The 25,910-nt window shown below is 59.7% G+C and carries 24 protein-coding genes; 4 read left to right on the top strand and 20 right to left on the bottom strand.

Going from position 1 to position 25,910, the window contains the following annotated elements; translation table 11 throughout:
* Nucleotides 1-12 precede the first annotated feature (12 nt).
* The 13 genes from HW450_RS10720 to HW450_RS10660 form a co-directional block, all read right to left on the bottom strand.
* The gene (locus tag HW450_RS10720) at nucleotides 13-1,593 is read right to left on the bottom strand and encodes a ComEC/Rec2 family competence protein (protein WP_182385607.1); all 1,581 of its coding nucleotides are present in this window, start codon (nucleotides 1,591-1,593) and stop codon (nucleotides 13-15) included.
* On the bottom strand, nucleotides 1,590-2,219 hold the full coding sequence (locus tag HW450_RS10715; RefSeq protein ID WP_182385606.1) for a ComEA family DNA-binding protein: 630 nt from the start codon (nucleotides 2,217-2,219) through the stop codon (nucleotides 1,590-1,592). The genes HW450_RS10720 and HW450_RS10715 overlap by 4 nt, the downstream gene beginning before the upstream one ends.
* A gap of 64 nt (nucleotides 2,220-2,283) precedes the next feature.
* Nucleotides 2,284-3,090, bottom strand: coding sequence for a DegV family protein (locus HW450_RS10710; protein WP_182385605.1), 807 nt, complete (start codon nucleotides 3,088-3,090; stop codon nucleotides 2,284-2,286).
* Nucleotides 3,091-3,801, bottom strand: coding sequence for a histidine phosphatase family protein (locus HW450_RS10705; RefSeq protein ID WP_182385604.1), 711 nt, complete (start codon nucleotides 3,799-3,801; stop codon nucleotides 3,091-3,093).
* Nucleotides 3,798-4,265: a ribosome silencing factor gene (gene rsfS / locus HW450_RS10700; RefSeq protein WP_182385603.1), complete on the bottom strand. Its 468-nt coding sequence runs from the start codon at nucleotides 4,263-4,265 to the stop codon at nucleotides 3,798-3,800. The genes HW450_RS10705 and rsfS overlap by 4 nt, the downstream gene beginning before the upstream one ends.
* A gap of 70 nt (nucleotides 4,266-4,335) precedes the next feature.
* Entirely contained in the window at nucleotides 4,336-4,941 is a 606-nt protein-coding gene (nadD, locus tag HW450_RS10695) for a nicotinate-nucleotide adenylyltransferase (RefSeq protein ID WP_182385602.1), read from the bottom strand.
* Nucleotides 4,938-6,179 carry a glutamate-5-semialdehyde dehydrogenase gene (locus tag HW450_RS10690; protein WP_182385601.1) on the bottom strand — a complete coding sequence of 414 codons (1,242 nt, stop codon included), beginning with the start codon at nucleotides 6,177-6,179 and terminating at the stop codon, nucleotides 4,938-4,940. Before HW450_RS10690 ends, nadD begins: the two co-directional genes overlap by 4 nt.
* A 16-nt stretch (nucleotides 6,180-6,195) precedes the next feature.
* Complete coding sequence (locus tag HW450_RS10685) at nucleotides 6,196-7,089, bottom strand: D-isomer specific 2-hydroxyacid dehydrogenase family protein (protein WP_182385600.1); 894 nt, start codon at nucleotides 7,087-7,089, stop codon at nucleotides 6,196-6,198.
* Nucleotides 7,090-7,099: 10 nt separating this feature from the next.
* Complete coding sequence (gene proB / locus HW450_RS10680) at nucleotides 7,100-8,203, bottom strand: glutamate 5-kinase (protein ID WP_407926308.1); 1,104 nt, start codon at nucleotides 8,201-8,203, stop codon at nucleotides 7,100-7,102.
* Between the two features lie 116 nt (nucleotides 8,204-8,319).
* Nucleotides 8,320-9,831, bottom strand: coding sequence for a GTPase ObgE (obgE, locus tag HW450_RS10675; protein WP_182385598.1), 1,512 nt, complete (start codon nucleotides 9,829-9,831; stop codon nucleotides 8,320-8,322).
* Between the two features lie 234 nt (nucleotides 9,832-10,065).
* Nucleotides 10,066-10,329 (bottom strand): 50S ribosomal protein L27, encoded by a 264-nt coding sequence (rpmA, locus tag HW450_RS10670; RefSeq protein WP_182385597.1) that lies wholly within the window; start codon nucleotides 10,327-10,329, stop codon nucleotides 10,066-10,068.
* Between the two features lie 41 nt (nucleotides 10,330-10,370).
* The gene (rplU, locus tag HW450_RS10665; RefSeq protein WP_182385596.1) at nucleotides 10,371-10,676 is read right to left on the bottom strand and encodes a 50S ribosomal protein L21; all 306 of its coding nucleotides are present in this window, start codon (nucleotides 10,674-10,676) and stop codon (nucleotides 10,371-10,373) included.
* Nucleotides 10,677-10,835: 159 nt separating this feature from the next.
* Nucleotides 10,836-13,538, bottom strand: a complete 2,703-nt coding sequence (locus HW450_RS10660) for a translation initiation factor IF-2 N-terminal domain-containing protein (protein WP_407926307.1) — start codon at nucleotides 13,536-13,538, stop codon at nucleotides 10,836-10,838.
* Nucleotides 13,539-14,331: 793 nt separating this feature from the next.
* Here HW450_RS10660 and HW450_RS10655 point away from each other — a divergent pair.
* Nucleotides 14,332-15,618, top strand: coding sequence for a hypothetical protein (locus HW450_RS10655; protein ID WP_182385594.1), 1,287 nt, complete (start codon nucleotides 14,332-14,334; stop codon nucleotides 15,616-15,618).
* A 199-nt stretch (nucleotides 15,619-15,817) separates the two neighbouring features.
* Complete coding sequence (locus tag HW450_RS10650) at nucleotides 15,818-16,381, top strand: hypothetical protein (RefSeq protein WP_182385593.1); 564 nt, start codon at nucleotides 15,818-15,820, stop codon at nucleotides 16,379-16,381.
* 230 nt (nucleotides 16,382-16,611) lie between these two features.
* Here HW450_RS10650 and ndk read toward each other — a convergent pair whose 3' ends face one another.
* From ndk to HW450_RS10620, 6 genes are read right to left on the bottom strand one after another with little or no spacing between them, the layout of a single operon-like run.
* Nucleotides 16,612-17,022, bottom strand: a complete 411-nt coding sequence (gene ndk / locus HW450_RS10645; protein ID WP_182385592.1) for a nucleoside-diphosphate kinase — start codon at nucleotides 17,020-17,022, stop codon at nucleotides 16,612-16,614.
* A 5-nt stretch (nucleotides 17,023-17,027) separates the two neighbouring features.
* A complete protein-coding gene (locus HW450_RS10640) occupies nucleotides 17,028-17,348 on the bottom strand; it encodes a hypothetical protein (RefSeq protein ID WP_182385591.1) in 321 nt (106 codons plus the stop codon).
* Nucleotides 17,349-17,358: 10 nt separating this feature from the next.
* Nucleotides 17,359-17,769, bottom strand: coding sequence for a DUF4233 domain-containing protein (locus HW450_RS10635; protein ID WP_182385590.1), 411 nt, complete (start codon nucleotides 17,767-17,769; stop codon nucleotides 17,359-17,361).
* Nucleotides 17,766-19,244 (bottom strand): bifunctional tetrahydrofolate synthase/dihydrofolate synthase, encoded by a 1,479-nt coding sequence (gene folC / locus HW450_RS10630; protein WP_182385589.1) that lies wholly within the window; start codon nucleotides 19,242-19,244, stop codon nucleotides 17,766-17,768. The genes HW450_RS10635 and folC overlap by 4 nt, the downstream gene beginning before the upstream one ends.
* Nucleotides 19,245-19,249: 5 nt before the next feature.
* Nucleotides 19,250-20,686: an Hsp70 family protein gene (locus HW450_RS10625; RefSeq protein WP_182385588.1), complete on the bottom strand. Its 1,437-nt coding sequence runs from the start codon at nucleotides 20,684-20,686 to the stop codon at nucleotides 19,250-19,252.
* An 11-nt stretch (nucleotides 20,687-20,697) separates the two neighbouring features.
* Nucleotides 20,698-23,337: a valine--tRNA ligase gene (locus HW450_RS10620; protein WP_182385587.1), complete on the bottom strand. Its 2,640-nt coding sequence runs from the start codon at nucleotides 23,335-23,337 to the stop codon at nucleotides 20,698-20,700.
* Between the two features lie 97 nt (nucleotides 23,338-23,434).
* Between HW450_RS10620 and HW450_RS10615 the strand changes: the two genes are divergently transcribed.
* Both HW450_RS10615 and HW450_RS10610 read left to right on the top strand, forming a co-directional pair.
* Nucleotides 23,435-24,100, top strand: coding sequence for a MerR family transcriptional regulator (locus tag HW450_RS10615; RefSeq protein WP_182385586.1), 666 nt, complete (start codon nucleotides 23,435-23,437; stop codon nucleotides 24,098-24,100).
* A complete protein-coding gene (locus HW450_RS10610) occupies nucleotides 24,097-24,744 on the top strand; it encodes a hypothetical protein (protein ID WP_182385585.1) in 648 nt (215 codons plus the stop codon). The genes HW450_RS10615 and HW450_RS10610 overlap by 4 nt, the downstream gene beginning before the upstream one ends.
* 118 nt (nucleotides 24,745-24,862) lie before the next feature.
* Here the strand turns inward: HW450_RS10610 and HW450_RS10605 are convergent, their stop codons facing one another.
* A complete protein-coding gene (locus tag HW450_RS10605) occupies nucleotides 24,863-25,837 on the bottom strand; it encodes a malate dehydrogenase (RefSeq protein ID WP_182385584.1) in 975 nt (324 codons plus the stop codon).
* Nucleotides 25,838-25,910 lie beyond the last annotated feature (73 nt).

The following is a 25,910-nucleotide window of genomic DNA, read 5'->3' as shown; positions in this document are numbered from 1 at the left end:
TGTTCATGGTAGCTAGAAATGGCCACGCTCGGCGCGTTGGCTGCCATCTTGGTACACACGGACGGGCCCGTCGCGATTGGGGTACAGGATGGGGATGCCTTCTTTAGTTCGGTGTGGCCGCTTCGAAGGCGGTCCGTGATCGTGGACGACCACGGCCTGCACGCCGGGCGGGGCGACGTAGTCCTTCGGGATGGTGTCTAGCTGAACAACGTGGTCAAGGGGAACGGGGGCTGGTCCGGGGCGTGGGATGAGTAACAGCGCGCCGAGGAGCAGCCAGTGGGCTTTGCGGATGTGGATGAGCCAAACGAGCCACCCGGCTAGTAGTAATGCCCAGGGGGCGGGGATGGTGAGCTGTGGGGCGTCGGCAAGCAGGCGTGCGACGAAGGCGATCCACCAAGCGAAGGGTTCCGCGAGTTTCAGTAAGGGTGGGACGGCGACGGCGAGCAGACCGATGATGGTCACGGGAGCGACGGCCGCGACGACCAGCACGTTCGCCAGGACGCTGGCGATCAGCACCCGCCCGGACATCAGCGCGACGATCGGCATGGTCACCAGGTCAGCAGCGATGGCGACGGCCAGCGCACGCAGCAGCACATCAGGGCTTCTCGACGCCCACCTGCCCCGCACCAAAGCCCGATAGATCAGCGGGGACAGCGCCACCAATCCGGCGGTAGCAGCAACCGACAGGGCGAACCCGAAACTGGTGGCTAGGTTCGAATCGACGAGCAGGAGCGCGATGACGGCGAGCGCAAGCCCATGAGCTGGCTCCACCTGGGCGGAGCCAATGACAGCCAGGAGCCCCACGATTCCCATGACACAGGCCCGCAGCACCGAAGGCTCCGGGCCTACAACAGTGACGAATACTGCCAATGTCAACGCCGCACACCCCACCTGCACCCGTGGCCCCAACGTGAGCGTTTTAGCCACCAGCACCGCGGCGACAGTGATGATGGTGATATTCGATCCAGAAACCGCCGTGAGGTGACTCAGGCCCGTGCTGATAAACATGTCCTTCTCGGCCTGCGTTTGGCCGGTCGTATCGCCGAGCACCATGCCGGGGATCAGTCCTTCGGTGCTGGGCCCCAGATAGTGCGCGCATTGGGTGCGATACCACTGCTTCAGGCTTGTTGCCCATGCCGTGATGCCGTCTGCCTCGCGGAGAGTGTGCATGCGGTTGATGGTGAGCAGCACCGGGGAGACTTCAGGATGGTCCGTAGGCCGGGCCACCACATCTGCCTGCACAGTGCTGCCAGTCGGTGGTGGTTCGTCCCTGCTAAAACCGGTGACGATGGCCCTGCCGGTATCCAGGCGCACCATCCATCCCCCGCTCCGCGTCGTGGTTGGAGTGCTGGTGACACGGGCTACGAGCTGTGCCGGGTAAGAATCCGGAGCGGACTGCACGCGGAGCCATGAGGTGACAAGTCCCGCCATCCCCAGTGCCCCGACCACCAGCCCCTGCCCACGCCACTTCACTGCGCTGAGCGCAGCGAGGACCGCCAGCCCCGCCCCTAACCACGGCGACCTAGTCACCACCGTCAGGCCCACCACGAGCCAGGTGATGACAGCTGCGGGCAGGAGGCGGAGCTCCTTCACAACGTCACATCCGGCGCAATCGCGGCGTACTTAGCGGGCCCAATTCCCTTCACGTCTTGCAGCTGCTCTACCGAGGTGAACCCGCCGATCTGATCTCGGTGTTTGATGATCGCCGCCGCGGTTTTCGCCCCTACTCCATCGAGTTGTTCCAGGTCTGCGGCGGTGGCCGAGTTCAGGCTGATTTTGCCGAGTTCCGTCCCCGCTGTGACCGGGGGCGCGGCACCGATAGCAGGGACTACGATCTGTTTCCCATCAACCACCTTCTCGGCCAAGTTCAGCGCAACCAGATCTGCGCTAGGCAGGAGGCCCGCTACTTGCAGTGCTGCGTCCACGCGGGCATCGGGAGCGAGAGTGACCAACCCAGGGCGGGCTACCTCCCCTACCACGCTCACCACCACGGTAGACGGGGCGGGCGGTGAACTAGTGACCGCCGCGGTGTAGGTGTAATCGGTGGTGGGGGCGTCGCGAAGCAGTAGCCATCCAACGAGTGCTACCACGCAGCTGACGGCGACCCACAGCCCATGCTTGGGGTCGATGGACAATCGGGGTTTCGGGTATTTGACGGCGAGAAGGTCCTCTTCCCCGGTCGGGCGGGTGAGGTCTGTGAGGCGACTGGCGAGATCCATGCCGCTGAAGATAGCTCAGAGCCCACGTGACTCGGGCTCGCAAGCGCTACCAACCTGTGGACAACTAGTGGGCTGTGGAATTCTCCGGGGTCTCCGAATAGACCACGGTCACCGCCAAGGCGCCCGGACCGACGTGGGTCCCGATCGCTTCATCCAGGTCAGCCATCATGTAGGACGTGTCTTCATGCAGCACCGCCTGCATCGTCTTTTGCAACGCACGGGCCGCTTCCCGAGCCTCCGTCTGCTGGATCGCGATGAACACCGGTTTGCCCTGCGCCTTCTCCGCGATCATCTCCACCAACTTGATAAAGGCTTTGGTCTGCGTGCGGGTCTTAGCCGCCAGCTCAAGCTTGCCCTCGCGCAGCATCATGATCGGGCGGGTCGCGAGCGCCGAGGACATCAGCGCAATCGCAGGTGACAAACGGCCCGACTTCCGCAGCTCATCCACCCGGTGCAAATACAGATACAGCTCCGAACGTTCCAAGGTATCCACGGCAGCTTCATAGCAGGTCTCCAGATCCTCGCCCTGCTTCGCTAGCCGTGCGGCCGACATGGCAGCAGCCCCAATTGCCATCCCCGCGGAGTTAGTGTCCACGATGTGGACGTTACCGTCGAACACCCCCGCAGCGGTCACTGCGTTTGTCCAGGTAGAAGACAGTTCTTTCGACAGATGCAGGGCCAGCACCCCATCATCCTTGCCACGCTCCAGCTGTCGCGCATAGGCCGCCGTCAGTTCCAGCGCGGTAAGCCCAGCGGTCGAAGTGGAACCGCCACGGCTCATCACGTGCAACGGCAGCACCGTGATTTCCAAATCCTCCGCAATGTCCTGCGGCAACCCCACAGACGAATCGGTGACAACCCGTACTGGCATCTACATGCCTCGCTTTGGGGCGGACATGTTCCACCCGTCCAAGTACCACTGCGCATCGGACACATTGTCCGAAGTAAACCGGGCTTGCGGAATCACCGGATCCCCCTCACCATCAGCGTCCAGGCTGCCCGGATAGTAGCGTGGGCGAGCCGTGAGCTGTGCCCAGCACGTGTTCTTTAAACCGGAGAAGATCGGGTACTGTTCGTGGCTCAATTCCAAAAGAGCAGAGGTCAGGGCCGCGATCGTGCCCCCATGGGCGACGACGAGGACCGTGGCGTCGTCCCACTCGGAGTAACCGGCCATCAGCTCGTCGATAACCGCGCGCGCCCGCTGCGCCACCTCCAGTCGCGACTCTCCCCCAGGCGGTGCCCAGCTGGCGTCGTGACGCCACAGCGCCCGCGCCCCAGGAAACAGCTCATCCACTTCCTCGTGGTTCATGCCCTGCCAGCGACCAAGGTGAGTTTCACGCAGGCGCTTATCGACGACCACGTCACCACCCACCCGGCGCGCTACCGCCTTCGCGGTCTCATGGGCGCGGGACAGGTCGCTGGAGATTATCCGGCCGATCGTCATGTTTTCCAGATAGTCAGCGGCGAGTTCTGCCTGCTTGATACCGACCTCAGAAAGCTCGGTGTCCATCTGGCCCTGCATCCGCCGGGTGGCGTTATACAACGTCTCCCCGTGGCGCATCAGGATGAGCTGACGAGTCACAGCTCGTCCTCGTCCGGCTCGTTCTCTGCCAGTGGGATCTCATCGATAGAGGACACTTCACGCTCGTTGACCTCGGTCTCCCACGCCTTGGGGCGCTCCAGGGTGTCGATGCCTTCGACGTCAATCAGTGGGCAGTCGCGCCACAACCGGTCCAGGCCGTAGTATTCGCGCTCCTGGGTGCGGAAAATGTGAATGACGAACTCGCCGTAATCGAGCAGCGCCCAACGTCCTTCACGCGTGCCCTCACGGCGAATCGGCTCCACCTTATTCTCGGTGAGCTTATCCTCAATCTCTTCCACGATCGCGTTGACCTGGCGTTCGTTGCTTGCCGAGGCAATCACGAACACGTCAGTGATGGTCAGCACGTCAGAAACGTCAATGACGGCAATTTCCTCCGCCAGCTTGTCATCTGCAGCCAGCGCAGCGATGGAGGCGAGTCGAATCGATTCTTGAGAAGCAGTCACGAAAGTCCTTTGGTAGTAGTTTGCCCTCTAGTTTTCCACGCCCCCCGGGGTTAAAGCCAGTTGAGACCGCTCAAGACCGATACAGGCCCATTTTGTTAATGAACTGCACCACGCCATCTGGGACCAAGTACCATACCGGGCGACCCGCTGCGGCCCTAGCTCGGCAATCGGTGGAGGAGATAGCCATCGCAGGAATTTCCAACAAGGACACCCTGCCTTTGTGGATCGCCGGGTCAATGTCGGAGGTGAGTTCGTAGCCCGGTCGAGTCACCCCAACGAAGTGGGCGAGCTCGAACATTTTCGGCCAATCCCGCCACGTGACAATCTGGGCGAGCGCATCGGCACCGGTGATGAAGTACAGCTCCGCATCCGGGTAGAGTTCCTGCAGGTCATTGAGGGTATCGATGGTGTAGGTTGGCCCACCGCGCTCAATATCGACGCGGGACACCCTAAACGACGGATTCGACGCCGTAGCAATCACCGTCATCAGGTAGCGGTCCTCGGCGCTGGAAACCTTCCGGTCCGCTTTCTGCCACGGCTGCCCTGTTGGCACGTAAATGACCAGGTCAAGCCCGTATCGGGAGGCGACTTCCGAGCCGGCCACGAGGTGCCCGTTGTGGATCGGATCAAAGGTGCCGCCCATGATCCCGATGCGTTTAAACGGTTGCTCGGTCATGGCCGGGTCTGCCCCGTTCCCTGCAGGATCCACTTGGTGGTGGTCAGCTCCGGCAGCGCCATCGGGCCCCGCGCGTGAAGTTTCTGGGTAGAAATCCCGATTTCTGCGCCCATGCCGTACTGTTCACCGTCGGTGAATGCGGTGGAAGCGTTGATCATGACGGCAGCGGAATCGACGGCATCAGCAAACCGTTGCGCGCTCACGATGTTGTTGGTCACGATCGCTTCGGTGTGGCCAGACGAGTATTCGGCGATGTGCGCGATTGCGCCGTCTACGCCGTCGACAAGCGCGGCTGCGATGTCCATGGAGAGGTACTCCTCCGCAAAGTCCTCCTCCGTTGCAGGCACATCCGCGCCTAGCTTGTCGACGTCTCCATGCACCCGCACCCCGGCCTCTTGCAGAGCTGTGATGAACACGGCTGGGTCAGGCAACGCGGAGTCAAGGAGCACGGTTTCCGCAGCGTTGCACACGCTCACCCGGCGGGTCTTGGAATTCAGCAGGATCGACACCGCCTGCTCAGGATCCGCGTCGCGGTCAATGTAAACGTGGCAGTTACCAGTGCCGGTTTCAATCGTCGGCACGGTCGCGCCCAAGATCACGGCGTTAATCAGACCCGCACCTCCGCGCGGGATCACCACGTCCACCAAACCGCGGGCGGTAATCAGGTCCTGGACGCTCTCGTGGGTCTCACATGGCAGCAACTGCACTGCTTCCGCTGGCACCCCATGCTCCACCAGCACGGACTGCAGAATCTCCACCAAGCATGCATTGGAGTTCCGTGCAGACTTCGACCCACGCAGCAGCGCCACATTGCCGGACTTCAGCGCAAGTCCAAAGGCATCCACCGTGACATTCGGGCGGGCCTCGTACACCATGCCCATCACGCCCAGTGGCACCCGAACCTGCTTCATCTGGATTCCATTCGGCATCACACTGCCGCGCAGTACCTCGCCTACCGGATCGGTGAGCCCCGCCACCTGACGCAAGCCCCCTGCGATACCGGCGATGCGCTCCTCAGAAAGCGCCAGGCGATCAATCAAAGAATCCGCTAGCCCGGCCTCGCGCCCCGCAGCGATATCCTGCTCATTTGCGGCAAGGATGTCAGCGGTGCGCGCCACCAACCGATCAGCAGCCGCCAGCAGGATCTCATTCTTTTGTCCCGAGGTCAGCTGTGCCACCTGACCGGTGATAGCTTTCGCAGCGCGGGCCTTTGCCAAGACTTCTTCGCGTTCCGTCATGGTGGAACAGTTTATCTCAGTATCCGCGACCAGGGATCAATTCCGTGGGCATATCCTCCCCCGCTGCGAAGGCCTTTGCATTAGCCAGCGTCGCCGGTGCCATCAGCGTCTGAATCCGCTCCGAGGTGTTGGCCACGTGTGGGGTGATCACAACATTGGGCATGCCCCACAGCGGGTGGTCAGCGGGCAGGGGTTCTGGATCGGTGACGTCTAACGCGGCGCCAGCGATCTGGCCGTCGGCAAGCGCGGCGGTGAGCGCCTCCGTATCCACCAACGGACCGCGCCCCACGTTGACCACCACGGCGTGCGCCGGCATCTGCGCCAACGTGTCCGCGTTCACCATGCGGTATGTCGCATCTGTCAGCGGAGCTGCGAGAATGAAGTAATCGGCGCGCGGCCACACACCATCCGCACCAGCTACCGTTTCATCTGCCCCTTCCACCGGGCGACCAGAATTGTTCACCGCGATAATGTGGCAGCCAAAACCTTTAAGCATCGGGATCAGGTCGCGACCAATGCCACCTGCCCCAATGATCGCCACGGTCTTGTCGTGCAACCACCCGGTGGTCTCCTCCAGCTCGGGCCGGTCCTCCCACGAAGAGACCTTCTTATGCGCGTGCAGCTGCGCCAGGAGCAACGCCACTGCCGACTCCGCGACGGTTCGCCCGAACACGCCGCGAGCACTGGCCCAGCGCTTCGCTGGATCAACCACCCCGGCTTTTTCGAATCCGTCGATCCCAGCCAGGCACAACTGCACCCATTTAATGTTGTCCGGCAGCTGGGGGAACTGCTTCGGGGAACCGTTGAACACCAGGAAGTCGGCATCTTCCAATTCGGTTTGGGTAAAACCGTGCTCGTTCAGTAGGTCAATGAGGTTGGGCCATGGCATTGGAGTAATCGCAAATTTCATGGCCCCCACCCTACGCGCGGGTGGCGTAGTTGGACAGGTAATCCGCGTGTACCACCGGCCGATGCATGCCTTCCGGCAGCTCATGCGAATGTTTGCCCAACATCGGTTTTAGGGTGCGGGAATCATATGCGACTTCACCGCGGCCGATAATTTCGCCTTCGGGACCGATGATGTCCACGATCTCACCCGAGTGGAAATCGCCCTCGATCTCTGTGATGCCCACCGCCAGCAAAGACGTGCCACCGGAGGTGACCGCTCGCACCGCGCCCGCATCCAGCTTCAAGGTGCCCGCAGTGTCCGCAGCGTAGAGCGCCCAGAATTTCCAGGCATTCAGGCTGTTTTCCTTCGGGTGGAACACCGTACCCACATCAGCCTTATCCAGCGCCGGACCAATGTTTTCGGCGCTGGTGAGCAGCACCGGAATGCCGCCACGTGACGCCAGTCGCGCAGCTGATACCTTGGTGGCCATGCCTCCGGTCCCCACAACGCCACCCGATCCGGCGATGACGCCCTTGAGGTCGTTGCCATCACGGACCTCAGAGATGAAACGGGCGGTGGGGTCCACAGGGTTCTTGTCATACAGGCCGTCGACGTCGCTGAGCAGCACCAGGGCGTCAGCTCGGACCAGGTTCGCGACGATAGCGGAGAGACGGTCATTGTCACCGAAGCGGGCTTCGGTCGTTGCCACGGTGTCATTTTCATTGATAATGGGGACGCTACGCAGCTGGCGCAGCCGATCAATGGTGTTCTGTGCATTGCGGGCCCGGTCACGCTGACCTGCGTCCGCTGCCGTGAGCAGCACCTGACCGATGGAGCGCCCGTACCGGGCGAAGCTGAGTCCCCACTGGTGGGCCAAGTACACCTGGCCGACAGCCGCGGCGGCCTGCCGGGTCGCCAGATCAGTGGGGCGCTGCACCAGCCCCAACGGTCCCATGCCCGCAGCGATCGCGCCGGAGCTGACCACGATGATGTCCGAGTTACGGGACATCCGGGCCTGCAACGCATCCACGATCCGGTCGATCTTCGCTACATCCACCGTGAAATCCGGGCCAGTCAACGACGACGACCCGATCTTCACCACAACTTTGCGGGCGGTGGCGATCCGTTTCCGCAGCTCAGATTCATGTCCAAAGGCCGGGCCCGCCACCGATTCCACGATTGGGAATTCGGCGGAGACATTGTCGCGATAAGGACCGACCGGCAAGGACTGTTCGTACATAAGGAATTAGTTTAACCCTGCCAACGATCCCGGTCGGCCACTTCCCCATCGCCATAGTCGAATTCGTCGATGAGGCCACGGCGGGCCTGGGACGCACGCTTACGCTCCGCAGCGGAGGCGCGGGTTGTGCGCTCCAGGCGGATGTCGGTGCCACGGCCGGTCATGAGGGAATCGGCGCCCGCTGCCGTCATCGGTTCCCACTCGAAGGTGACATCGCCGATGGTGACCTGTGCACCCTCCACGGCACCTGCCTTGAACAGGGCTTCTTCCACACCGGCGCGGGCGAGGCGGTCGGCAAGGTAACCGATGGCTTCGTCGTTCTCGAAGTCGGTTTGGCGGATCCACCGCTCTGGCTTGGTGCCGCGCACGATGAAGGCACCTTCGAACTCGGGGTCCTTTTCCACAACGAACCCTTGTTTGTTGGAAACGGCATCCACGGCCTGCGGGCGGATGATCGTGCGCACCTCTGCCTTGGCCTTCGGGTTTGCTTTGCGATGCTGTTGCACGATCTCAAGCAGCTTGTATTTCAGTGGCTCAAGCCCCTGGTGCGCTGCAGCGGAAATAATGAACACTGGCCAGCCGAACTTTTCCTCGATGTCTTCCTTGAGGAATTCGGCGAGCTCCAGTGCCTCAGGGACGTCAGTCTTGTTCAGCACCACGATGCGCGGCCGGTCTTTCAGATCCCCAAGCCCCACGTCGTGGGACAGCGCGGACTCATACAGGGCAAGTTCGTTCTCCAAGGCCTCAATGTCGGAGATCGGATCGCGGCCCGGATCCATCGTCGCGGTGTCAACGATGTGCGCGAGCACGGCGGTGCGTTCAATGTGGCGGAGGAAATCGAGCCCCAAGCCCTTGCCCTCGCTGGCGCCCGGAATAAGGCCGGGAACGTCCGCGATGGTGAACGTTTCATGCCCCACTTCCACTACACCTAGATTTGGCTGCAGCGTCGTAAATGGGTAGTCACCGATCTTCGGCTTAGCCGCCGACAGCACAGAGATCAGCGATGATTTACCTGCGGACGGAAACCCCAGCAAGCCGACGTCAGCCATGGATTTCAGCTCCAGGATGACGTCGTGTTGCTCACCTGGCTCGCCCTTCAACGCGAAACCAGGGGCTTTGCGGGCGCGGCTCGCCAACGATGCGTTACCCAAGCCACCGTGCCCGCCTTCCGCAGCGATGTAGCGCATACCGTGGGCAGTGAGGTCTGCCATGACCTCACCCTTGTCGTTCATTACTACTGTGCCGGCCGGAACTTCCAAAACAAGATCTTCGCCCCGAGCACCATTGCGGTGATCACCCGCACCGTTTGCGCCACGCTGCGCCTTGATATGCGGACGGTAGTGCAAATCCAGCAGCGTGTGGACCTGCGGGCTAGCTTCCAAGATGATGTCTCCGCCGTGTCCGCCATTGCCACCGTCCGGACCGCCGAGAGGCTTGAATTTTTCACGGTGAATCGACGCACAACCATTTCCGCCGTCACCGGCCATCAAATGGAGGACCACGCGGTCAACGAAACGGTTCATGGAACTTCCTTCTGGTTAAAATGCAGGCGCTTATCGACGCCCAGTATGCACCATTCTAGGTGCCGGAGGGATTCGGTTAATCATATAGGGCCTGCGGAAATTTAGCGTACCGATGGGATTTTCCAGGCCTGAAACGTCCCATCCGTACGCTAAATCTGCGCCCTCACCTGCTGGAAAACGAAACCCGCACCCCAGTTTCCTGGATGGTGCGGGTTTGCGCGTTACAGCTGTATGTTACGCCTCAGCCTCGGCTGGGACGATGTTCACCATGCGACGGTTGCGCTTGGTGGAGAACTGGACAGCGCCAGCCTTGAGAGCGAACAGGGAGTCGTCGCCGCCACGGCCAACGTTCTCGCCTGGGTGGAACTTGGTTCCGCGCTGACGGATGAGGATCTCGCCGGCCTTGACCTGCTGACCACCGAAGCGCTTTACGCCAAGGCGCTTTGCCTCGGAATCGCGACCGTTAGAGGTCGAGGATGCACCCTTCTTATGTGCCATTTGGTTTTCCCTCCTTCAGGAAAGCTAGAAAGCCTGCCGGCTTACTTGATCCCAGTTACCTTGACGACGGTCAGTGGCTGACGGTGGCCCTGACGCGTCTTGTAACCGGTCTTGTTCTTGTACTTCAGAATCTTGATCTTCGGGCCCTTGGTGTGCTCGACGATCTCAGCGGAAACGCTGACCTTGGAAAGCTTTTCAGCATCGGTGGTAACAGTTGCGCCATCGACGAGCAGAACCGGGGTGAGAGCCACGGACGAACCTGGCTCACCCTCGATCTTCTCGACCTTGACGAGGTCACCTTCGGCAACCTTGTACTGCTTGCCGCCGGTCTTGACGATCGCATACATAGGAGGGCTACCCCTTTATCTAGAACTCGGCTCGGGCGCTTGCGGAGCACCCGATTGGACAAATGATTTTCTTTGCGTTTACAGCAGCGTTATCAGCCTGTAAACAGCGACTGTCAAAGACTACCCGGTAAACGCCTAAAAATACAAACCGCGTGCTCGCTAGCCCCGGTTACGCCGTACCGCACGTCGCTTTCCACGTGATTGTTGTGGCTCTTGCGACTTTTGAGGTTCCGGCTGCGCTGGGTTCTGCGCCTCCGAGAGTTTCTTCACGGCGCGACGTCGGCCCCGGCGCGGGGCGGACGCAGCAGGCTTATCGACGCCCTTCTTCTCATTCACCTCTTCCTGAGGCTGATCTGGGGTGGCGAGTTTCTTCACGGCGCGACGTCGGCCCCGGCGTGGCGGCGCAATTTCCGTCACTTCGGTTGTCTCAGCAACTTCTTTCTCAGGTTCCGGCTTCTCGAAGTCAGCTTTACGTGGAGGCACATCTGACTTGGAGTTGCCTCGAGTGGCGCGACGACGACGCGGGGAGGCGTTGTATTCCTCGAGTGCTTCCTCGTACGTTTTCGCTGGCTGGAAATCCTTGCCGGAGGGCTCTTCCGGATCGGCGTCTTCGGCGGTCGCGACGGCTTCGGAAGCGATCTGCTCAATCTCAGCAATGTTTTTCTCGCTGGCAGTGTTCTTCCCGCGGCGGCCGCGGCGACGCTTCGCTGGCTTTTCTGGCTCTTCTACTGCCACAACAGCAGCTGCCAGCTCTTCGATACTTGGAGATTCTTGTTCCTCGTTGTCCTCCGTGGTCTTGAGCATCGCCTTGATAGTTGGGTGCTCTTGTGGCTTGTGCTCCCGGCGCTTCTCAGCGGCCTTCGCAGCAGCCTTGCCGTAGATTGGACGGTCTTCTTCCTGCTCGATCGGGTCGGTGTGCAGGATAATGCCTCGGCCTTGGCAGCACTGACACTCGGTGGAGAAGGTCTCCAACAGGCCCGTACCGAGCTTCTTTCGGGTCACCTGAACCAGGCCCAGCGAGGTCACTTCGGACACCTGATGGCGAGTACGATCCCGTCCCAGGGCTTCGGTCAGGCGCCTAAGGACCAGATCCTGGTTTTCGGGAAGGACCATGTCAATGAAGTCAATGACGATCATGCCGCCCATGTCACGCAGGCGCATTTGACGCACGATTTCTTCGGCGGCTTCCAGGTTGTTTTTGGTGACGGTTTCTTCCAAGTTGCCACCAGCGCCGGTGAACTTGCCGGTGTTGACGTCAATGACAGTCATCGCTTCGGTGCGATCGATCACCAGGGTGCCACCGGATGGCAACCAGACCTTGCGAGCCAGCGCCTTATGGATCTGTTCATCGATGCGGTAGAACTCGAAGGCGTCCACGCCACCGTGGTCGTAGGATTCGTACTTTTCCAACCGTTCCGCCAGGTCAGGAGCCACGGAGTTGACGTAGGCGTGCACCGTGTTCCAAGGGCGATCGCCGTCAACGACAAGCTTGTCAAAGTCCTCGTTGAACAGGTCGCGGACCACTTTGACCAGCATGTCTGGCTCTTCATACATGGTCACTGGCTTAGCGCCCCGGGAAGCTTTCTCTTCCTTGGTGCGGTCCTGAATCTGCTCCCACAAGGAGTGCAGGCGGTTCACATCCGCGCTGATCTCCCGCTCGTGGACTCCCTCAGCGGCGGTACGGATGATTGCACCACCATCACCAGGGATGATCTCCTTGAGGATTTCCTTCAGACGCTTGCGCTCCGGCTCAGGCAGCTTACGGGAGATACCCGCGGAACGGCCACCAGGGACGTAGACGAGGAAGCGTCCCGCTAGGGAAATTTGCGTCGTTAAGCGTGCCCCCTTATGCCCCACCGGGTCCTTGGTGACCTGCACCAATACCTGGTCGCCCGACTTCAGCGCCTGCTCAATCTTGCGGGACCGCCCGCCTAGGCCCGCGCTGCGCCAATCAACCTCGCCAGCGTAGAGCACACCGTTGCGCCCCTTACCGATGTCAATGAAGGCAGCCTCCATGGACGGCAGCACGTTCTGCACCCGACCAAGGTAGATGTTGCCCACCATGGTGGTCTGCGTCTCGGAGGTAACGAAGTGCTCCACCAGCATGGAGTCCTCCAACACACCTACCTGTGTGACGCGCCCCAGGCCGTCTTCGCGCTCCTTCTCACGGACCACCATCACGCGCTCAACCGACTCACGCCGTGCCAAGAACTCCGCCTCGGACACGATGTGGCGCTTCTTGCGGCCTTCTTCACGACGCTCCGTCCGCCGACGCCGCTGCGCCTCCAAACGCGTGGACCCCTTGATACCAACCGGCTCCTCAGGGACCTCCTCCACAACCGCTGGGGTTTCCTCCGCACCACGGCCACGGCCTTTGCCACGACGTCCACGACGCTTCGGTGCACTTACTTCTTCATCATCAATTGGTTGAGCCTCAACGACGGGCTCAGGAGCCTTGAAAATCGGAGCGATAAAGACATTCTCCGGAGCCGGGGTGATCGCAGGCTCCACATCAGCCAGCAGCTCCTCCTCAGGCTCCACCTCGAGGGCGGCCAGCTCTCGCTCAACCTTCTCCTCGATCTGGCTAATCTCATTAGCCACGTTCTTTTCCACGCGACGACGCAACGCGTCATCTGCAGGATCGTCCTGCCCCTTCTTCGCTACCCGCTTGGCACGACGCTTCGGCTTCTCTTTTTTAGGATCCTCTTTTTGGGGTTCCTTAGCGGCTGCCAGTGCATCCAGCACTTGCTCGGCTTCTGCGCGCGACAGCGACGATTGTGCGACCTTCTTAATCCCCACTGCACTCAGCTCGGCCACCAGCTCCTTGGACGTAATTCCCAACGCCTTAGCCAGCACATGCACCCGGGTTTTCTCACCTAATTGCGTTCTATCAATTTCTGCAGCACCGTTTACCACGGTCAACTCCTATGTTTAATTTAAGCCACGCTTCCCGGGCGCTGGCACCCAGATAAGGTCCGCCGCCGCGCAGGTCACGCGCATGTTTTACATTGAAAAGCCTGAATCGTATCCGTTCAGCGAATCCCTGGATAGAGAGCGAACTAGAGTACGTGGTTCCTATTGTGACACACCGAACCGATCTCCTGCATTAACGGCGGCGCTTGACTATGAAAGTTAATCCCGCCCCTGGGAAATGCTCGACGCTATGAGTCTGAACCAGGCACGAGACACAGGGATGAGAACTTTTTTGCAGCTACAATTTAAAGCTTCATTTACATCAACTTTATTTGACAGCGACACTCGGAGCGTTAAACATTCTCCACCCGACGCGCGTTGCAAAAATACCTGAGCAGAGGCCACTAACACCGTTTCCCCCACCACAAACCGCTTAAGCTCCTCACCCTAAAGCTACCCCCACATTGGGGGCTTTTTCTCCCTGCGAATTATTTCTCACCTAAAACTATAACAATCTAGCAACTATTGAAAACCCAACAGGCATCCACATTGAACAATGTCCACCACTCGGTAAACTGCAGGTAAACCGTTAACCATTTGCTTAAGTAACAAATCTTGCATCCATTAACATTGGTTACTTATTTTGTGACCAAGTCAACATGTCTTACTTGCTTTTAAGGTTTCTCTACGCGGATCCTATAACTCGATCACATCAAACTAATTTTTCTGAAAGGAACCACCCGTGAGGCTCTCCGCTCTCGCTGCCGGACTGTTGGCCATCGGCCTGACCGTGTCCCCAGCACACGCAGCAACCACCGTTGACACCTACCCAGAGACCCCAAAGCTGAATCCACAGCTCCCACTCATCCACACCCTCCACGGCTCTGACTCCATCAAGCCAAACATTCAGAACCCTCACCCAGTGTGCAACGCCTGGGAAGACTACCGCACGGTCGCCTACAAGGTCACCGACTCCTTCACTCCTGCGGGAACCGTGTCCACCACCAACCACACCCAAGATGACATCAACTTGGAGCAAAGCCTTTCTAAGACCCAGGCCATCAAGCTCAATGTCCAGGGCGACCAGACCAGCAGTGTCAACGCAAACGCGGGTTACTCTCAGAAGGGTGCGTCCTTCGGTATCGCAGCCTCATTTGCTCAGAAAATCGGCCTTTCCGCGTCCTACGAACTGTCCTGGCAGGTCGGCCAAAAGATCGGCCCTTACAAGGTTCCAGCCGGTTCCACCGGCGAAGCCACCTACGGCTTCCGCACTGTGACTTTCTCCGGCACGCAGCAGTACTGCAAGCTGGACGGCACCTGGTCCAACCCGACTCCTTGGGTTGCTATCACCCCGGTCAAGAACGAAGTCCAGGTTCGCACCTACGACACGTTGGCCGGTGCACACCCGGACATCACCCCATCTGACCTGGCAGACGAGCACGCTACTGCTCCTGTGGATCCAGAAACCAATGAGACTGTCGACGCAGCTGATCCAACTCCAGAAGAGATCACTGACTTGACGGGCGTGGTTCCAGTGGACGAGGAAATCAACACGAACCTCGATTTGCAGCCACACTTCACCGTCTCTTCTGCAAAGGCTCCTGGCTACGCTGGTGTCGTGGCGGTCAAGGCTAAGAACGTTGGTGACAAGCGCTACTTCAACGAAAATGGTGTCACTACCTTCCGCGTTGATATCTACACGGCTGAAGGCCCTGAAGAGGTTGACCGCGTCATCACCGGCTATGGCAAGAACGGCGCGCACATCCGTGACCTCGGGTTTGACCGCGCAAAGTCTGTCCGTTCCTTCGAGATCACGCTGTCTAACCCCGTCGAAAAGGGCGATGACCAGATCATTGCCACACTGCACTTCGGCGACGGCCTCACCAAGCTCGGCCGTTTGAAGAACAACATCGTGATCACCCAGACCGCCCGCGTCGAAGGTGACAACTCCGTGAACAACGACGCAAACGTTGACTCCCGCGAACACACCACTGATGACTTCGGCGAGACCAACGCTGGCTTGTTCTAACGTCACTCTTTCCGTGGCCTCTTGCCTTTGTGGCAAAGAGGCCACATTTTTAGTTCCACAGTGCATGTTTTCCGTTAACCTGTCGCTTATGGGTCCTGTTCGAGCGCATCTACGACCATGGTCATGGTCACTCTTGGTGCCGGTTTCCGCGTCCTCGGTGGCAATGAAACTCCAACTGCTCTCAACCACTGGAGTCTTTGTGAGTGCGATCGTCTCGGTCGTGTTTCTGCTGGCCTACTTGTACGCCCAAACCCCGGCCCGAGCCGTTTTCGACGTCTACCGGGCTCCCGAAGTATACCCGGTGCCCTGGGGACGTGTCATTTTCCCGCCCGCGGCGGTGGTCTGCGGCGCGATCGGGCTCCCCGACACCGCCGCGTCGGATGCATTGCTGCTCACGGCCGGTACTGCGGCAGGAACCTTATCAATGCACACTCTCTTTTCCCGAGGCCTTCGTGAGCAGCGCCTCCGCCTCCGCACGCTGGCCAGCCGCACAGAAATCTCGGAACTCACCACTACCCGTCTCACCGCCCTCGACGAGCACCGCGAGTTAGCCCACACCCTAGCCACCATGGGAGCATTCGATGGCACCAGGGTCCGCGTATCCTCAGTCTCCCCCGACTACGAAGCAGTACTCAGCGCCGGTAGCGCCCTCGAGCGCCACGGGCTGGCCCGCATCTCCCCCATGATGCACGCCGACGACCGCAGCAAATGGTGGATCGAACTCACCGCGCTCGGCGTGCAAGCGCTTGCTTCACGGCGCTAACCCCTTCATTCTGGGGCCCTTGCATGCCTGTATATCCACTCCGCCCGCAATCCCCGGGAAGCATTCCCCGGGTTTCGGAAGAAAAAACAAGAAAAAGCACAACTGAAGCCCTAAACCTCCCCGAGATCCGGGAAACGCTTCCCGGGTTTCGCAATCGCCTGCCCCAAGTCCCCATCCCCCAACACAAAACCCCGCCTCAATGAGGCGGGGTGAAAACCAAAACGTTTGTTTTACAGGTTAGGGAACCAGATTGCGATCTCGCGCTCTGCGGACTCTGGGGAGTCGGAGCCGTGGACGACATTCTCGCCGACGGTCAGGGCGAAGTCGCCACGGATGGTGCCTGGGGTGGCCTTGGATACTGGGTCGGTGCCACCGGCCAGCTGGCGCCAAGCCTCAATTGCGCGTGGGCCCTCAACGATGCCTGCAACGAGTGGTGCGGAGGTGATGAAGGAGACGAGCTCGCCGAAGAATGGCTTGTCTGCGTGCTCAGCGTAGTGCTTCTCTGCGGTTTCCTTGTCTGCTACACGCAGATCCATGGCGGCGAGCTTGAGGCCCTTGCGCTCGATGCGGGCGATGATTTCACCGACGTGTCCATTTGCAACACCGTCTGGCTTGATCAGGATGAGAGTACGTTCAGTCATGGCGATTAGTTTACCTGCTCCACTAGTTCCACTGCAGTCTTGAGGTCGCAATAGCGGTACCACAGGCGTACCTGTTTAATCGCAGCGTAGCCTTTACCCTGGTCTTTCAGGTTTTTGATGATGTCTTTTTGTTCCGGGGTGAGGGCGATGGGGTCGCGTTCCAGGCGAATTCGGTTGTTGCGTTTTACAAACCCGCTGACCAAGCTGGAGCCGGCAGCAATGATGAACACCACGGCCAGCCAGAAGCTCATACCGGTGGCTCGGACATAGACGGCAAGTAGCGCGAAGATTGCGCACGCAAAGAAGTCCAGGTTTCGCATGAACATGCACAAACTCCTAGTCGTGTTGGGTGGTGAGCAAGCCTCGTTGCATGCGCTCAATCAGGTTTTTACGCAGCACGAGGATGTACGCCCATACTCCCACGAAAATCAGTCCCATGATGCCCATTGATGGGTGTACGAAGAATCCCACGACCGCGAGCACCTGCAGTACGAGGTTGACGGGCAGTGCGATAGGTAGCTTTTGCATGAATGCCCACACGAACATCAGAGCACCGACGATGGTGACATAAACCCAGTTCAGCGTGGTCCAGTGCTCGCCGTTGTCCACGCGGAGGATGACGGTGAGCACCAGCCAGATGGAGATCGCTTCCATGACGAGGGTACCGGCCATGACGCCGCGCAGTCCTTTCATGGGGTCTTTGACGGGGGCATGTCCGGGGCCGAGTGGGCCGTATTGCTGGGTCATGCAGGTTCCTTTCCAAACAGTGCGCGGGCTTCACCGGCGGTGACGACGGAACCGGTGATGATCACACCTGCTCCTGACACGCTTCCACCTTCTGAGGTATCTTCGGCCAATTCGACTGCGACTTCCACGGCGTCGACAAGCGTGTCCGCTACATGGACGCGCTCCTCACCGTAAATCTCGCGGGCTAGCTCTGCCAGTTCGTAGGCGTCGAGGACGCGTGGCGAGGTGTTCTGAGTAACCACCAGCTCGTTGAGGTACGGTTCGAGCTGTTCAAGCACACCGCGCGCGTCTTTGTCGGCGAGCACAGAGACCACGCCGATTACGCGGCTGAAGGAGAAATCTCGGTCGAGCGCCTGGCCAAGGGCTCGCGCCCCGTGCGGGTTGTGGGCAGCATCGATAAAGACGGTGGGGGTGGCACGGACGCGCTCGAGTCGGCCGGGAGAGTCCACCGACGCGAAACCAGCGCGCACCGTATCGACGTCCAGTTGCCGGCCCGCCCCGGCACCGAAGAATGCTTCTACCGCCGCCAGTGCCACCGCTGCGTTGCGGGCCTGATGCTCGCCGGAAAGCGGGAGGAAAATGTCCTCGTATTCGCCACCTAGGCCACGCAGGGTGAGCTGCTGTCCACCCACCGCAATGGTGGAGGACACCACGCCGAATTCCGACCCGGCGCGCGCCACAGCAGCATCGACCGAGACGGCTTTCTCCAGGATCACCCTCATTGCAGCTGGATCCTGCTCCGCGATAACCACTACGTTGTCCGGAGGGGAAAGCAGATCGTCGGTGTCCCAGCGAGACTTAATAATGCCGGCTTTTTCTGCGGCGATCTCTGCGATGCTCTCCCCCAAGATTCCCGTATGGTCCAACCCGATTGGGGTAATCACGTTGACGTCTGCATTGATGACGTTGGTGGCGTCCCACCGCCCGCCGAGCCCAACTTCGATCACCGCGACATCAACTGGGGCGTCAGCGAACGCTGCGTACGCCATGGCCACCAGTACCTCGAATTTGGACATCCGCACGCTAGATCGGGCATCCACCATCTCAACATAAGGTTTGATTTCCTCCCAGGTTCGCACATAGTCACGTGGGTGGATTGGCATGCCGTCGATGGCAATGCGTTCGGTAACCAACTGTAGGTGCGGGCTGGTAGTGCGCCCCGTGCGACGATGGAAGGCCCTCATGAGCGCTTCGATCATGCGGACCGTAGAGGTCTTGCCGTTGGTACCGGCCACGTGGATAGCGGGGAATGCGCGCTCTGGGTTGCCTAGCAGGTCCATGAGCAGTTCGATTCGTTCGAGGGACGGATCGATCTGGGTTTCGTTCCACCGCTGATCCAGTTCCGCCTCTACCGCTGCGGGGGCGACGAGATCGTCGTGAGTAATCTCTCGGGAGGCAGGCTCATTCGTTGGTCCTGCAGCATCAATGGGCAGCGTGAGCCCGGTTTCGTCCAGGGAAACCTCGTGTTCAGACATGCGTTTTAGTGTAGCGCACGCACTTCGACAGCTGTTTCGAAGTGTTCGGCTGGGATACCGATCCTGATGACGGCGATACCGTTGGCGTCGGTGCTGATCGTTTCCACCACTTCTGGCCAGGGGTACCCATCCGGCCAGCGTTGTACTGGAACCTGGGCGAGTTCCTCTTGGCTGAGGTGCCGCAGAGCCGGGTCGAAGGGCACCAAGACTTCGGCGAGGACGCTGAAATCTCCTGGGTTGTTCGGAGAGAATTCCACGTAGCGGAACCAACCGATGTTGTGCGCCGCCCAATAGCGACTGGTGGCAGTGGCTTCGGTTTCCCGGCCGGGTTCCAGGATGGTGTCGAGGCTGACGTCTGCTCCGCTGTTGCGCTCCCGGAACACGCCGATGCCACGGGAGACTTTATCGCGGAGCAGGAAGTCGGAGTCCGGGTCAGCGGCGATGGCGAGTCCCACAGCCGTCGACGCAGTGGGCAGCGGTGAGCGGTGGACGCGGTGTCCGTAGCGTTCGCGAAGCAGCCGAGGAATCAGGGGCAGCGAGCTTGCGCCGCCCACCAGGTAGATGCCCGCAATGTCGGTATCAGTGAGGTTCTCCGATTCACCAATTAACGGTTTGAGCACCTCATAGGTCTGCTCCACCAGTGGCTGCGCTGCATCGTAAAACTCTGATACTGGCAGCACTACCATGTCGTCGCCTGCTTCAATCATGATGCGACGCGACTGCGGTTTGAGCTGCTCTTTCGCGGTGCGGGCTGCTTCCATGAGGTCAGCTTCGGTGCCCAGCTGTTCCCGCGCCATGTCGGCGAGCAACGCGTCGAAGTCATCGCCACCGAGCCTGCCAATGCCGAGGGTCTTTTCCACGAGGTGTTCGTTGTCGTCGATCCGCATGAGCGTGCAGTCGAAAGTGCCACCACCCAGGTCGTAGACGATCACCGTGCGCCGTTTGGTGTTGAGGGTTCGCGCGTGCCGGTGGGTGTATTCGAAGGCGGCAGCCGATGGTTCGTTCACCATTCCTGTCACCGTGGCACCGGCTTGGGTGAAGGCGGTGAGCGTCATGAGTCGCTGCGTGGAATGCGCGTTCGCCGGGACGCCCAGCACGATCTCAATGGAATCGGTGTCATAGAGTCGGCGGAGTTCGTCCACTACCGCACGAGCGAACACGGCGAGAACCTCCCCGAGCGGGAACGTTTTCTCACCGATCTGCACTGGAGTGTTCGCGTTGGCATCGGGCGTCGCCAGCAGGCGTTTGAAGGAGCGCACGTTATCCGTGCACTCCTGCGCTGCCCAGCCCGCGACCAATTGGTCACCGACGAGGCCAACCACCGTTGGAATAAATTCCCGCAGGTCACCGTAGGTATCTTCCACTGCGACCACGGGGTAGTTCCCGCGGTCTACAGCAGCGATTACGGTTCGGGTGGTACCAAAGTCAATGCCAAAGCGCATGACACTAGACCCTAGCCGAGCTCCCCAAGTCGTGCAGTGATGCGCTCGAACTCTTCCTTAGCCAGTGCCTGACGAGCCTTGATCTTCTCCACCACAGCCTCTGGCGCCTTCGCCAAGAAAGCCTCGTTACCCAGCTTCTTCGCGGTGGTGTCCAGCTCCTTCTCGGCAGCCTTGAGATCCTTCTCCAGGCGCTTGCGCTCAGCCGCCACATCCACACTTCCGGAGGTATCCAGTTCCACCTCAATGGTGGCTTGGCTCAGGCGAATCTCGATGCTTGCGCTCGGGGTGAAGTCTGCAGGCTTCTCGACGCGCGCGAGGCTCCGAATCGTGTCCTCTAGCGATTCCAGGTCTGCTGCAGCAAAGTCCAGTCGCGCTGGAACCCACTGAGAAGGCTTCACACCCTGATCGGAGCGGAAGCGACGGATCTCCGTGATGAGCTTTTGCACATCCTCGATGCGACGAGCTGCATCCGCATCTGCAGGTGCTCCCCCATTCGTCGTATCAGCGGTTGGCCACTGCGCGATTACGAGGGATTCGCCGTCGGTAAGCGCCTGCCACAGCGTTTCGGTGACAAACGGCATTGCTGGGTGCAGCAGTCGCAGCACCACGTCGAGCACCCGACCGAGAACCAGCTTGGTGTTCTCGCCCTGCTCAGTCTGGCCTTCGCGCGGGATCTGGACCTTCGCAATCTCGAGGTACCAGTCGCACACCTCGCCCCAGACGAAGGCGTAGAGCTCCTCGTTGGCCTTTGCAAACTGGTAGCGGTCCAGGTAGTCATCTACATCGGCGCGGACCTGCTCGAGGCGGTCGAGGATCCACTTGTCGGCGTCGGTAAGGTTCTCGCGAGCTGGGAGCTCGCCCACCCCCGCGCCGTTCATCAGCGCGAACTTCGTGGCATTGAACAGCTTGGTGGCGAAGTTACGGGAGCTCTGGGCCGCGTCCTCACCCACTGGAAGGTCGACGCCAGGGTTCGCGCCACGCGCCAAGGTGAAGCGGAGAGCGTCGGCGCCGTACTTTTCCACCCAGTCCATCGGGTCAATACCGTTGCCCAGGGACTTAGACATCTTGCGCCCCTGTTCGTCGCGCACCAGGCCGTGCAGGAAGATGTCCGTGAATGGGATCTTCGGCAGGTCACTGTTCTTGCCGGCGAAGGTGCCGAACATCATCATGCGGGCAACCCAGAAGAACAAAATGTCATAGGCCGTGACCAGCACCGAGGTCGGGTAGAACTTGTCCAACTCTGGGGAGCCCTCAGGCCAGCCCATGGTGGAGAACGGCCACAGCGCGGAGGAGAACCAGGTGTCAAGGACATCCTCGTCCTGGACGTAGCCTTCCGGTACTTCTTCACCAGGACCAACGCAGATGACGTCGCCGTCGGGACCGTACCAAATCGGAATGCGGTGACCCCACCACAGCTGGCGCGAAATGGTCCAGTCGTGCATGTCATCGACCCAGTCGAAGTAACGCGGCTCGAGGTTGGCTGGGTGAATCTTGGTGTCGCCGTCACGAACTGCGTCACCGGCCATCTTGGCCAGCTCTGCTACCTTCACGAACCACTGCAAGGACAGGCGTGGCTCGATTGGCTCACCGGTGCGCTCGGAGTGGCCGACGGAGTGCAGGTACGGGCGCACCTCTTTCACGATTCTGTTTTGTGCAGCCAAGGCTTCACGGATCTTCACGCGGGCCTCGAAGCGATCCATGCCATCGAATTGGGTGCCGGTATCGGCGATGTGACCGGTGGCGTCCATGATGGTTGGCATGTCCAGGCCATGGCGTTGGCCCATCGCGTAGTCATTCGGGTCGTGAGCTGGGGTGATCTTCACCGCGCCAGTACCGAACTCTGGGTCAACGTAATCATCGGCGATGACAACCATCTCGCGCCCCTCAATGAATGGGTGCTTGAGCTTCTTGCCCACGAGATTCTTATAACGTTCGTCATCTGGGTGGACAGCGACTGCGACGTCGCCGAGCATCGTCTCGACGCGGGTGGTGGCGACAACAACATGGTCGCCGTCTGGGTCACCGTAGAGGATGCTCACCAGCTCACCCTCGACGTCCTTGTAGACCACCTCAATATCCGAGACAGCGGTCTCCAGCACAGGGGACCAGTTAACCAGGCGATTCGCGCGGTAAATCATGCCCTGGTCGTAGAGCTGCTTGAAGATGGTCTGGACCGCATTAGACAGTCCTTCATCCAGCGTGAAACGCTCGCGAGACCAGTCGACACCAGAGCCGATGGCGCGCATCTGCTCGGTGATCTTGCCACCGTACTCGCGCTTCCACTCCCAAACCTTCTCGATGAACTCCTCGCGCTCGTAGTCCCAGCGCTTCTTCCCCTCGGTCTCACGCAGCATCGCCTCGACCTTGGTCTGGGTAGCAATACCGGCGTGGTCCATGCCTGGAAGCCACAGGACCTCAAAGCCCTGCATGCGCTTGCGCCGGGTAATCGCGTCGATAAGGGTGTTGTTCAGCGCGTGTCCCATGTGGAGCTGGCCCGTCACGTTCGGCGGTGGCAGCATGACAGAGAATGGCTGCTTGTCGCTGCTTGGATCAGCAGTGAAGTAGCCCTTTTCTACCCAACCCTCGTACAGGCCCTTTTCTACAGCCTTCGGGTCCCAGCTCTTTGGAAGTTTATCCGCGCGATTAGTCATGGAGACTATCTTAACGCGGTCTACAACTGCACCAGTGGCGGGGTTCTACACCGGGATTCCTTGACCCTCACACTGTGTCATGGTTTACAACTGGGGCATGAAGATTTCTGATGTGGCGAAGGCATGCGGTTGCTCGGTGCGCACTATTCACAACTACCATGCACTTGGGGTGCTCCCAGAGCCTCGTCGCACGTCTGCGAACTATCGGGAGTATTCGGTGAATGACCTGGCGCACGCCTTCCAAATCAGAACCTTGAGCCAGGCAGGGATCCCACTGAAAAAGATCGGTACAGCGCCGCTTTCTGAGCTCGTTACCGAAGCCCAGGCGAATCTGGATGCTCAAGAACAGGCTATTGCGGAGCAACGCCGTCGCTTAGAGCTGTTAGCCCTAGGCGAAGTAGGCGCGCCGCGGGCTGTCACGCAACTGCTCGTTGATGTCATCGGGAATTCAGATTTTGCCAAGCATGAGATTGCCATGCTTGATCTCATGGTCATTGCAGGGGTCACTACTCCCCGCACGTGGGAGCTGTTGTCTCGAAATCTCAAGTCAGCCAGCCACATAGCTGCAACGCGAAAGCTCGCAGCGCTTTGGAGCTGCTCAGAGCCGACCACTGAGGTACTGCAAGAGTTCCGGGAAGCTGTTCCGCAGGCCTACACTCAAGGAATCGAAGAAACCCTCCGCCCTGGTTCTCTGCCATTCCAGCTCTCAGACCTAGACCTTTCTCCTGCTCAGCGAAAGCTACTTGAGGCTGCGCTGCCATGAAATGGTTCGGGCTCGTTGTCCTTGTCCTCCTCGGAGTTCACATTGCTCAGGCCACCCGCCGCGGCATCAAATCCGTTCTCCCGGTCCGGGTGTTTCTTCAGGAGCTGCAGTTATGGCGCGACTTTTACTATTTTGTTCGTCGCAGGCAGTTCTTTCCCACCGATGCCCACCCCATCATGCACACCAAAGGGATGTGGACACTCCCCATCGCCATCGGTTGCGCGTCGATCATCGAGCTCATCGCCATTGAACTGTTGTTGGATTCCCTAGCTTTGCGGCTCCTGCTCGCGGTATTAAGTGGCTATGGAATCTTCATGCTCATTGCTTATTGTGGTCGACAGTACGTCTACCCAAGTTATATGGATAGCTCCACATTCGTAATCAAAGTAAAGGGAACTGAAATTGCATTGATTCCCATTACTTCGATCACGAGCATTCACCCCTTGAGAACTTTTGCTACAGACAACCACCTGATCAAAAATGAATGCCTCATTCTGGGAGGACCCGAAGGCACAAACATAGAGGTCATTCTTGATCCTCCAGTTCGAGCACTGGGACCTCGCTGGTGGTGGCAGGAGAAACAAGAATTCCCAGTGTCACGCCTGCAATTGTGGGCGGACAAGCCCGAAGGGGTTAGTAAGTAAAATTCTGCATTTCGCACCTCCGAGAGCCCCAATCGTAGGCCAAAATGTCGAATTTTACGTACGGTGTCCAATAGAAAAAGTGCCCTTCCTACTTGGGAAGGGCACTTATCAAACGGATCTAGCCAAGCAGGTCCTTGACGGCTTCGCGCTCGTCGAGGAGTTCGGCGACGTTAGCGTCGATACGCTTGCGCTGGAAGTCAGAGATCTCCAGGCCTTCGACAACCTTCCACTCGCCACCTTCAGCGTAGGTTGGCAGACCAACAACGATGCCCTCTGGGATGCCGTATTCGCCGGTGGATGGGATAGCAGCGGTAACCCACTTGTCGGTGCCGTTGATCCAATCGTGCATGTGGTCGATGGCTGCGGAGGCTGCAGAGGCTGCAGAGGAGCTGCCGCGAACGTCGATGATTTCTGCGCCACGCTTAGCTACGCGTGGGATGAACTCACCCTCGTACCAGTCAGCATCCACGAGCTCGCTCACAGGCTTGCCTTCACAAAGAGCGTAGGTGATGTCTGGGAACTGGGTTGCAGAGTGGTTGCCCCAAACGACCATCTTCTCGAAGTCGGTGGAGTCCTTCTCCAGCTTGGTAGCCAGCTGGGACAGCGCACGGTTGTGATCCAGGCGCATCAGTGCAGAGAAGCGAGATGCAGGTACATCTGGAGCTGCGGACTGTGCGATCAGCGCGTTGGTGTTTGCAGGGTTGCCTACGACGACGACGCGGATGTCATCAGCCGCATTGTCGTTGATGGCCTTGCCCTGTGGTCCGAAGATCTTGCCGTTGGCTGCGATCAAGTCAGAACGCTCTTCACCCTTGCCACGTGGCTTTGCGCCGACAAGGAAAGCAGCAGATGCGCCGTCGAAAGCCTCGTTAGCGTTGGCGGTGATGCGGATGTTCTTCAGCAGTGGGAATGCGGAGTCCAGGAGCTCCATTGCTACGCCTTCGGTGGCGCGCAGGGCTGGCTCAATCTCCAGCAGGTTGAGCTCGACTGGTACGTCCTTGCCGTAGACGTCACCGTTGGCAATGCGCCACAGGAGGGAGTAGGCGATGTTACCGGCGGCACCGGTGACGGTGATCTTCTTTGCAGAGGTCATAGGTTCAAGGTCCTTTCAAAAGGCGACCACAAAGTGTGTACTAGCTACTACAGTAGCGAGAATTTCGCCCTCA

This window comes from Corynebacterium hindlerae (assembly GCF_014117265.1).
In the GTDB taxonomy this organism is placed as follows: domain Bacteria; phylum Actinomycetota; class Actinomycetes; order Mycobacteriales; family Mycobacteriaceae; genus Corynebacterium; species Corynebacterium hindlerae.
This window is presented reverse-complemented; position numbering and strand designations above follow the sequence as displayed.

Coding starts and splice junctions, on each gene's coding strand:
- HW450_RS10715 (WP_182385606.1), bottom strand. CDS start 2,219: ATGGATCTCGCCAGTCGCCTCACAGACCTCACCCGCCCGACCGGGGAA.
- HW450_RS10710 (WP_182385605.1), bottom strand. CDS start 3,090: ATGCCAGTACGGGTTGTCACCGATTCGTCTGTGGGGTTGCCGCAGGAC.
- nadD (WP_182385602.1), bottom strand. CDS start 4,941: ATGACCGAGCAACCGTTTAAACGCATCGGGATCATGGGCGGCACCTTT.
- HW450_RS10690 (WP_182385601.1), bottom strand. CDS start 6,179: ATGACGGAACGCGAAGAAGTCTTGGCAAAGGCCCGCGCTGCGAAAGCT.
- HW450_RS10685 (WP_182385600.1), bottom strand. CDS start 7,089: ATGAAATTTGCGATTACTCCAATGCCATGGCCCAACCTCATTGACCTA.
- obgE (WP_182385598.1), bottom strand. CDS start 9,831: ATGAACCGTTTCGTTGACCGCGTGGTCCTCCATTTGATGGCCGGTGAC.
- rpmA (WP_182385597.1), bottom strand. CDS start 10,329: ATGGCACATAAGAAGGGTGCATCCTCGACCTCTAACGGTCGCGATTCC.
- rplU (WP_182385596.1), bottom strand. CDS start 10,676: ATGTATGCGATCGTCAAGACCGGCGGCAAGCAGTACAAGGTTGCCGAA.
- ndk (WP_182385592.1), bottom strand. CDS start 17,022: ATGACTGAACGTACTCTCATCCTGATCAAGCCAGACGGTGTTGCAAAT.
- HW450_RS10640 (WP_182385591.1), bottom strand. CDS start 17,348: ATGTTCATGCGAAACCTGGACTTCTTTGCGTGCGCAATCTTCGCGCTA.
- HW450_RS10635 (WP_182385590.1), bottom strand. CDS start 17,769: ATGACCCAGCAATACGGCCCACTCGGCCCCGGACATGCCCCCGTCAAA.
- folC (WP_182385589.1), bottom strand. CDS start 19,244: ATGTCTGAACACGAGGTTTCCCTGGACGAAACCGGGCTCACGCTGCCC.
- HW450_RS10625 (WP_182385588.1), bottom strand. CDS start 20,686: ATGCGCTTTGGCATTGACTTTGGTACCACCCGAACCGTAATCGCTGCT.
- HW450_RS10620 (WP_182385587.1), bottom strand. CDS start 23,337: ATGACTAATCGCGCGGATAAACTTCCAAAGAGCTGGGACCCGAAGGCT.
- HW450_RS10615 (WP_182385586.1), top strand. CDS start 23,435: ATGAAGATTTCTGATGTGGCGAAGGCATGCGGTTGCTCGGTGCGCACT.
- HW450_RS10610 (WP_182385585.1), top strand. CDS start 24,097: ATGAAATGGTTCGGGCTCGTTGTCCTTGTCCTCCTCGGAGTTCACATT.
- HW450_RS10605 (WP_182385584.1), bottom strand. CDS start 25,837: ATGACCTCTGCAAAGAAGATCACCGTCACCGGTGCCGCCGGTAACATC.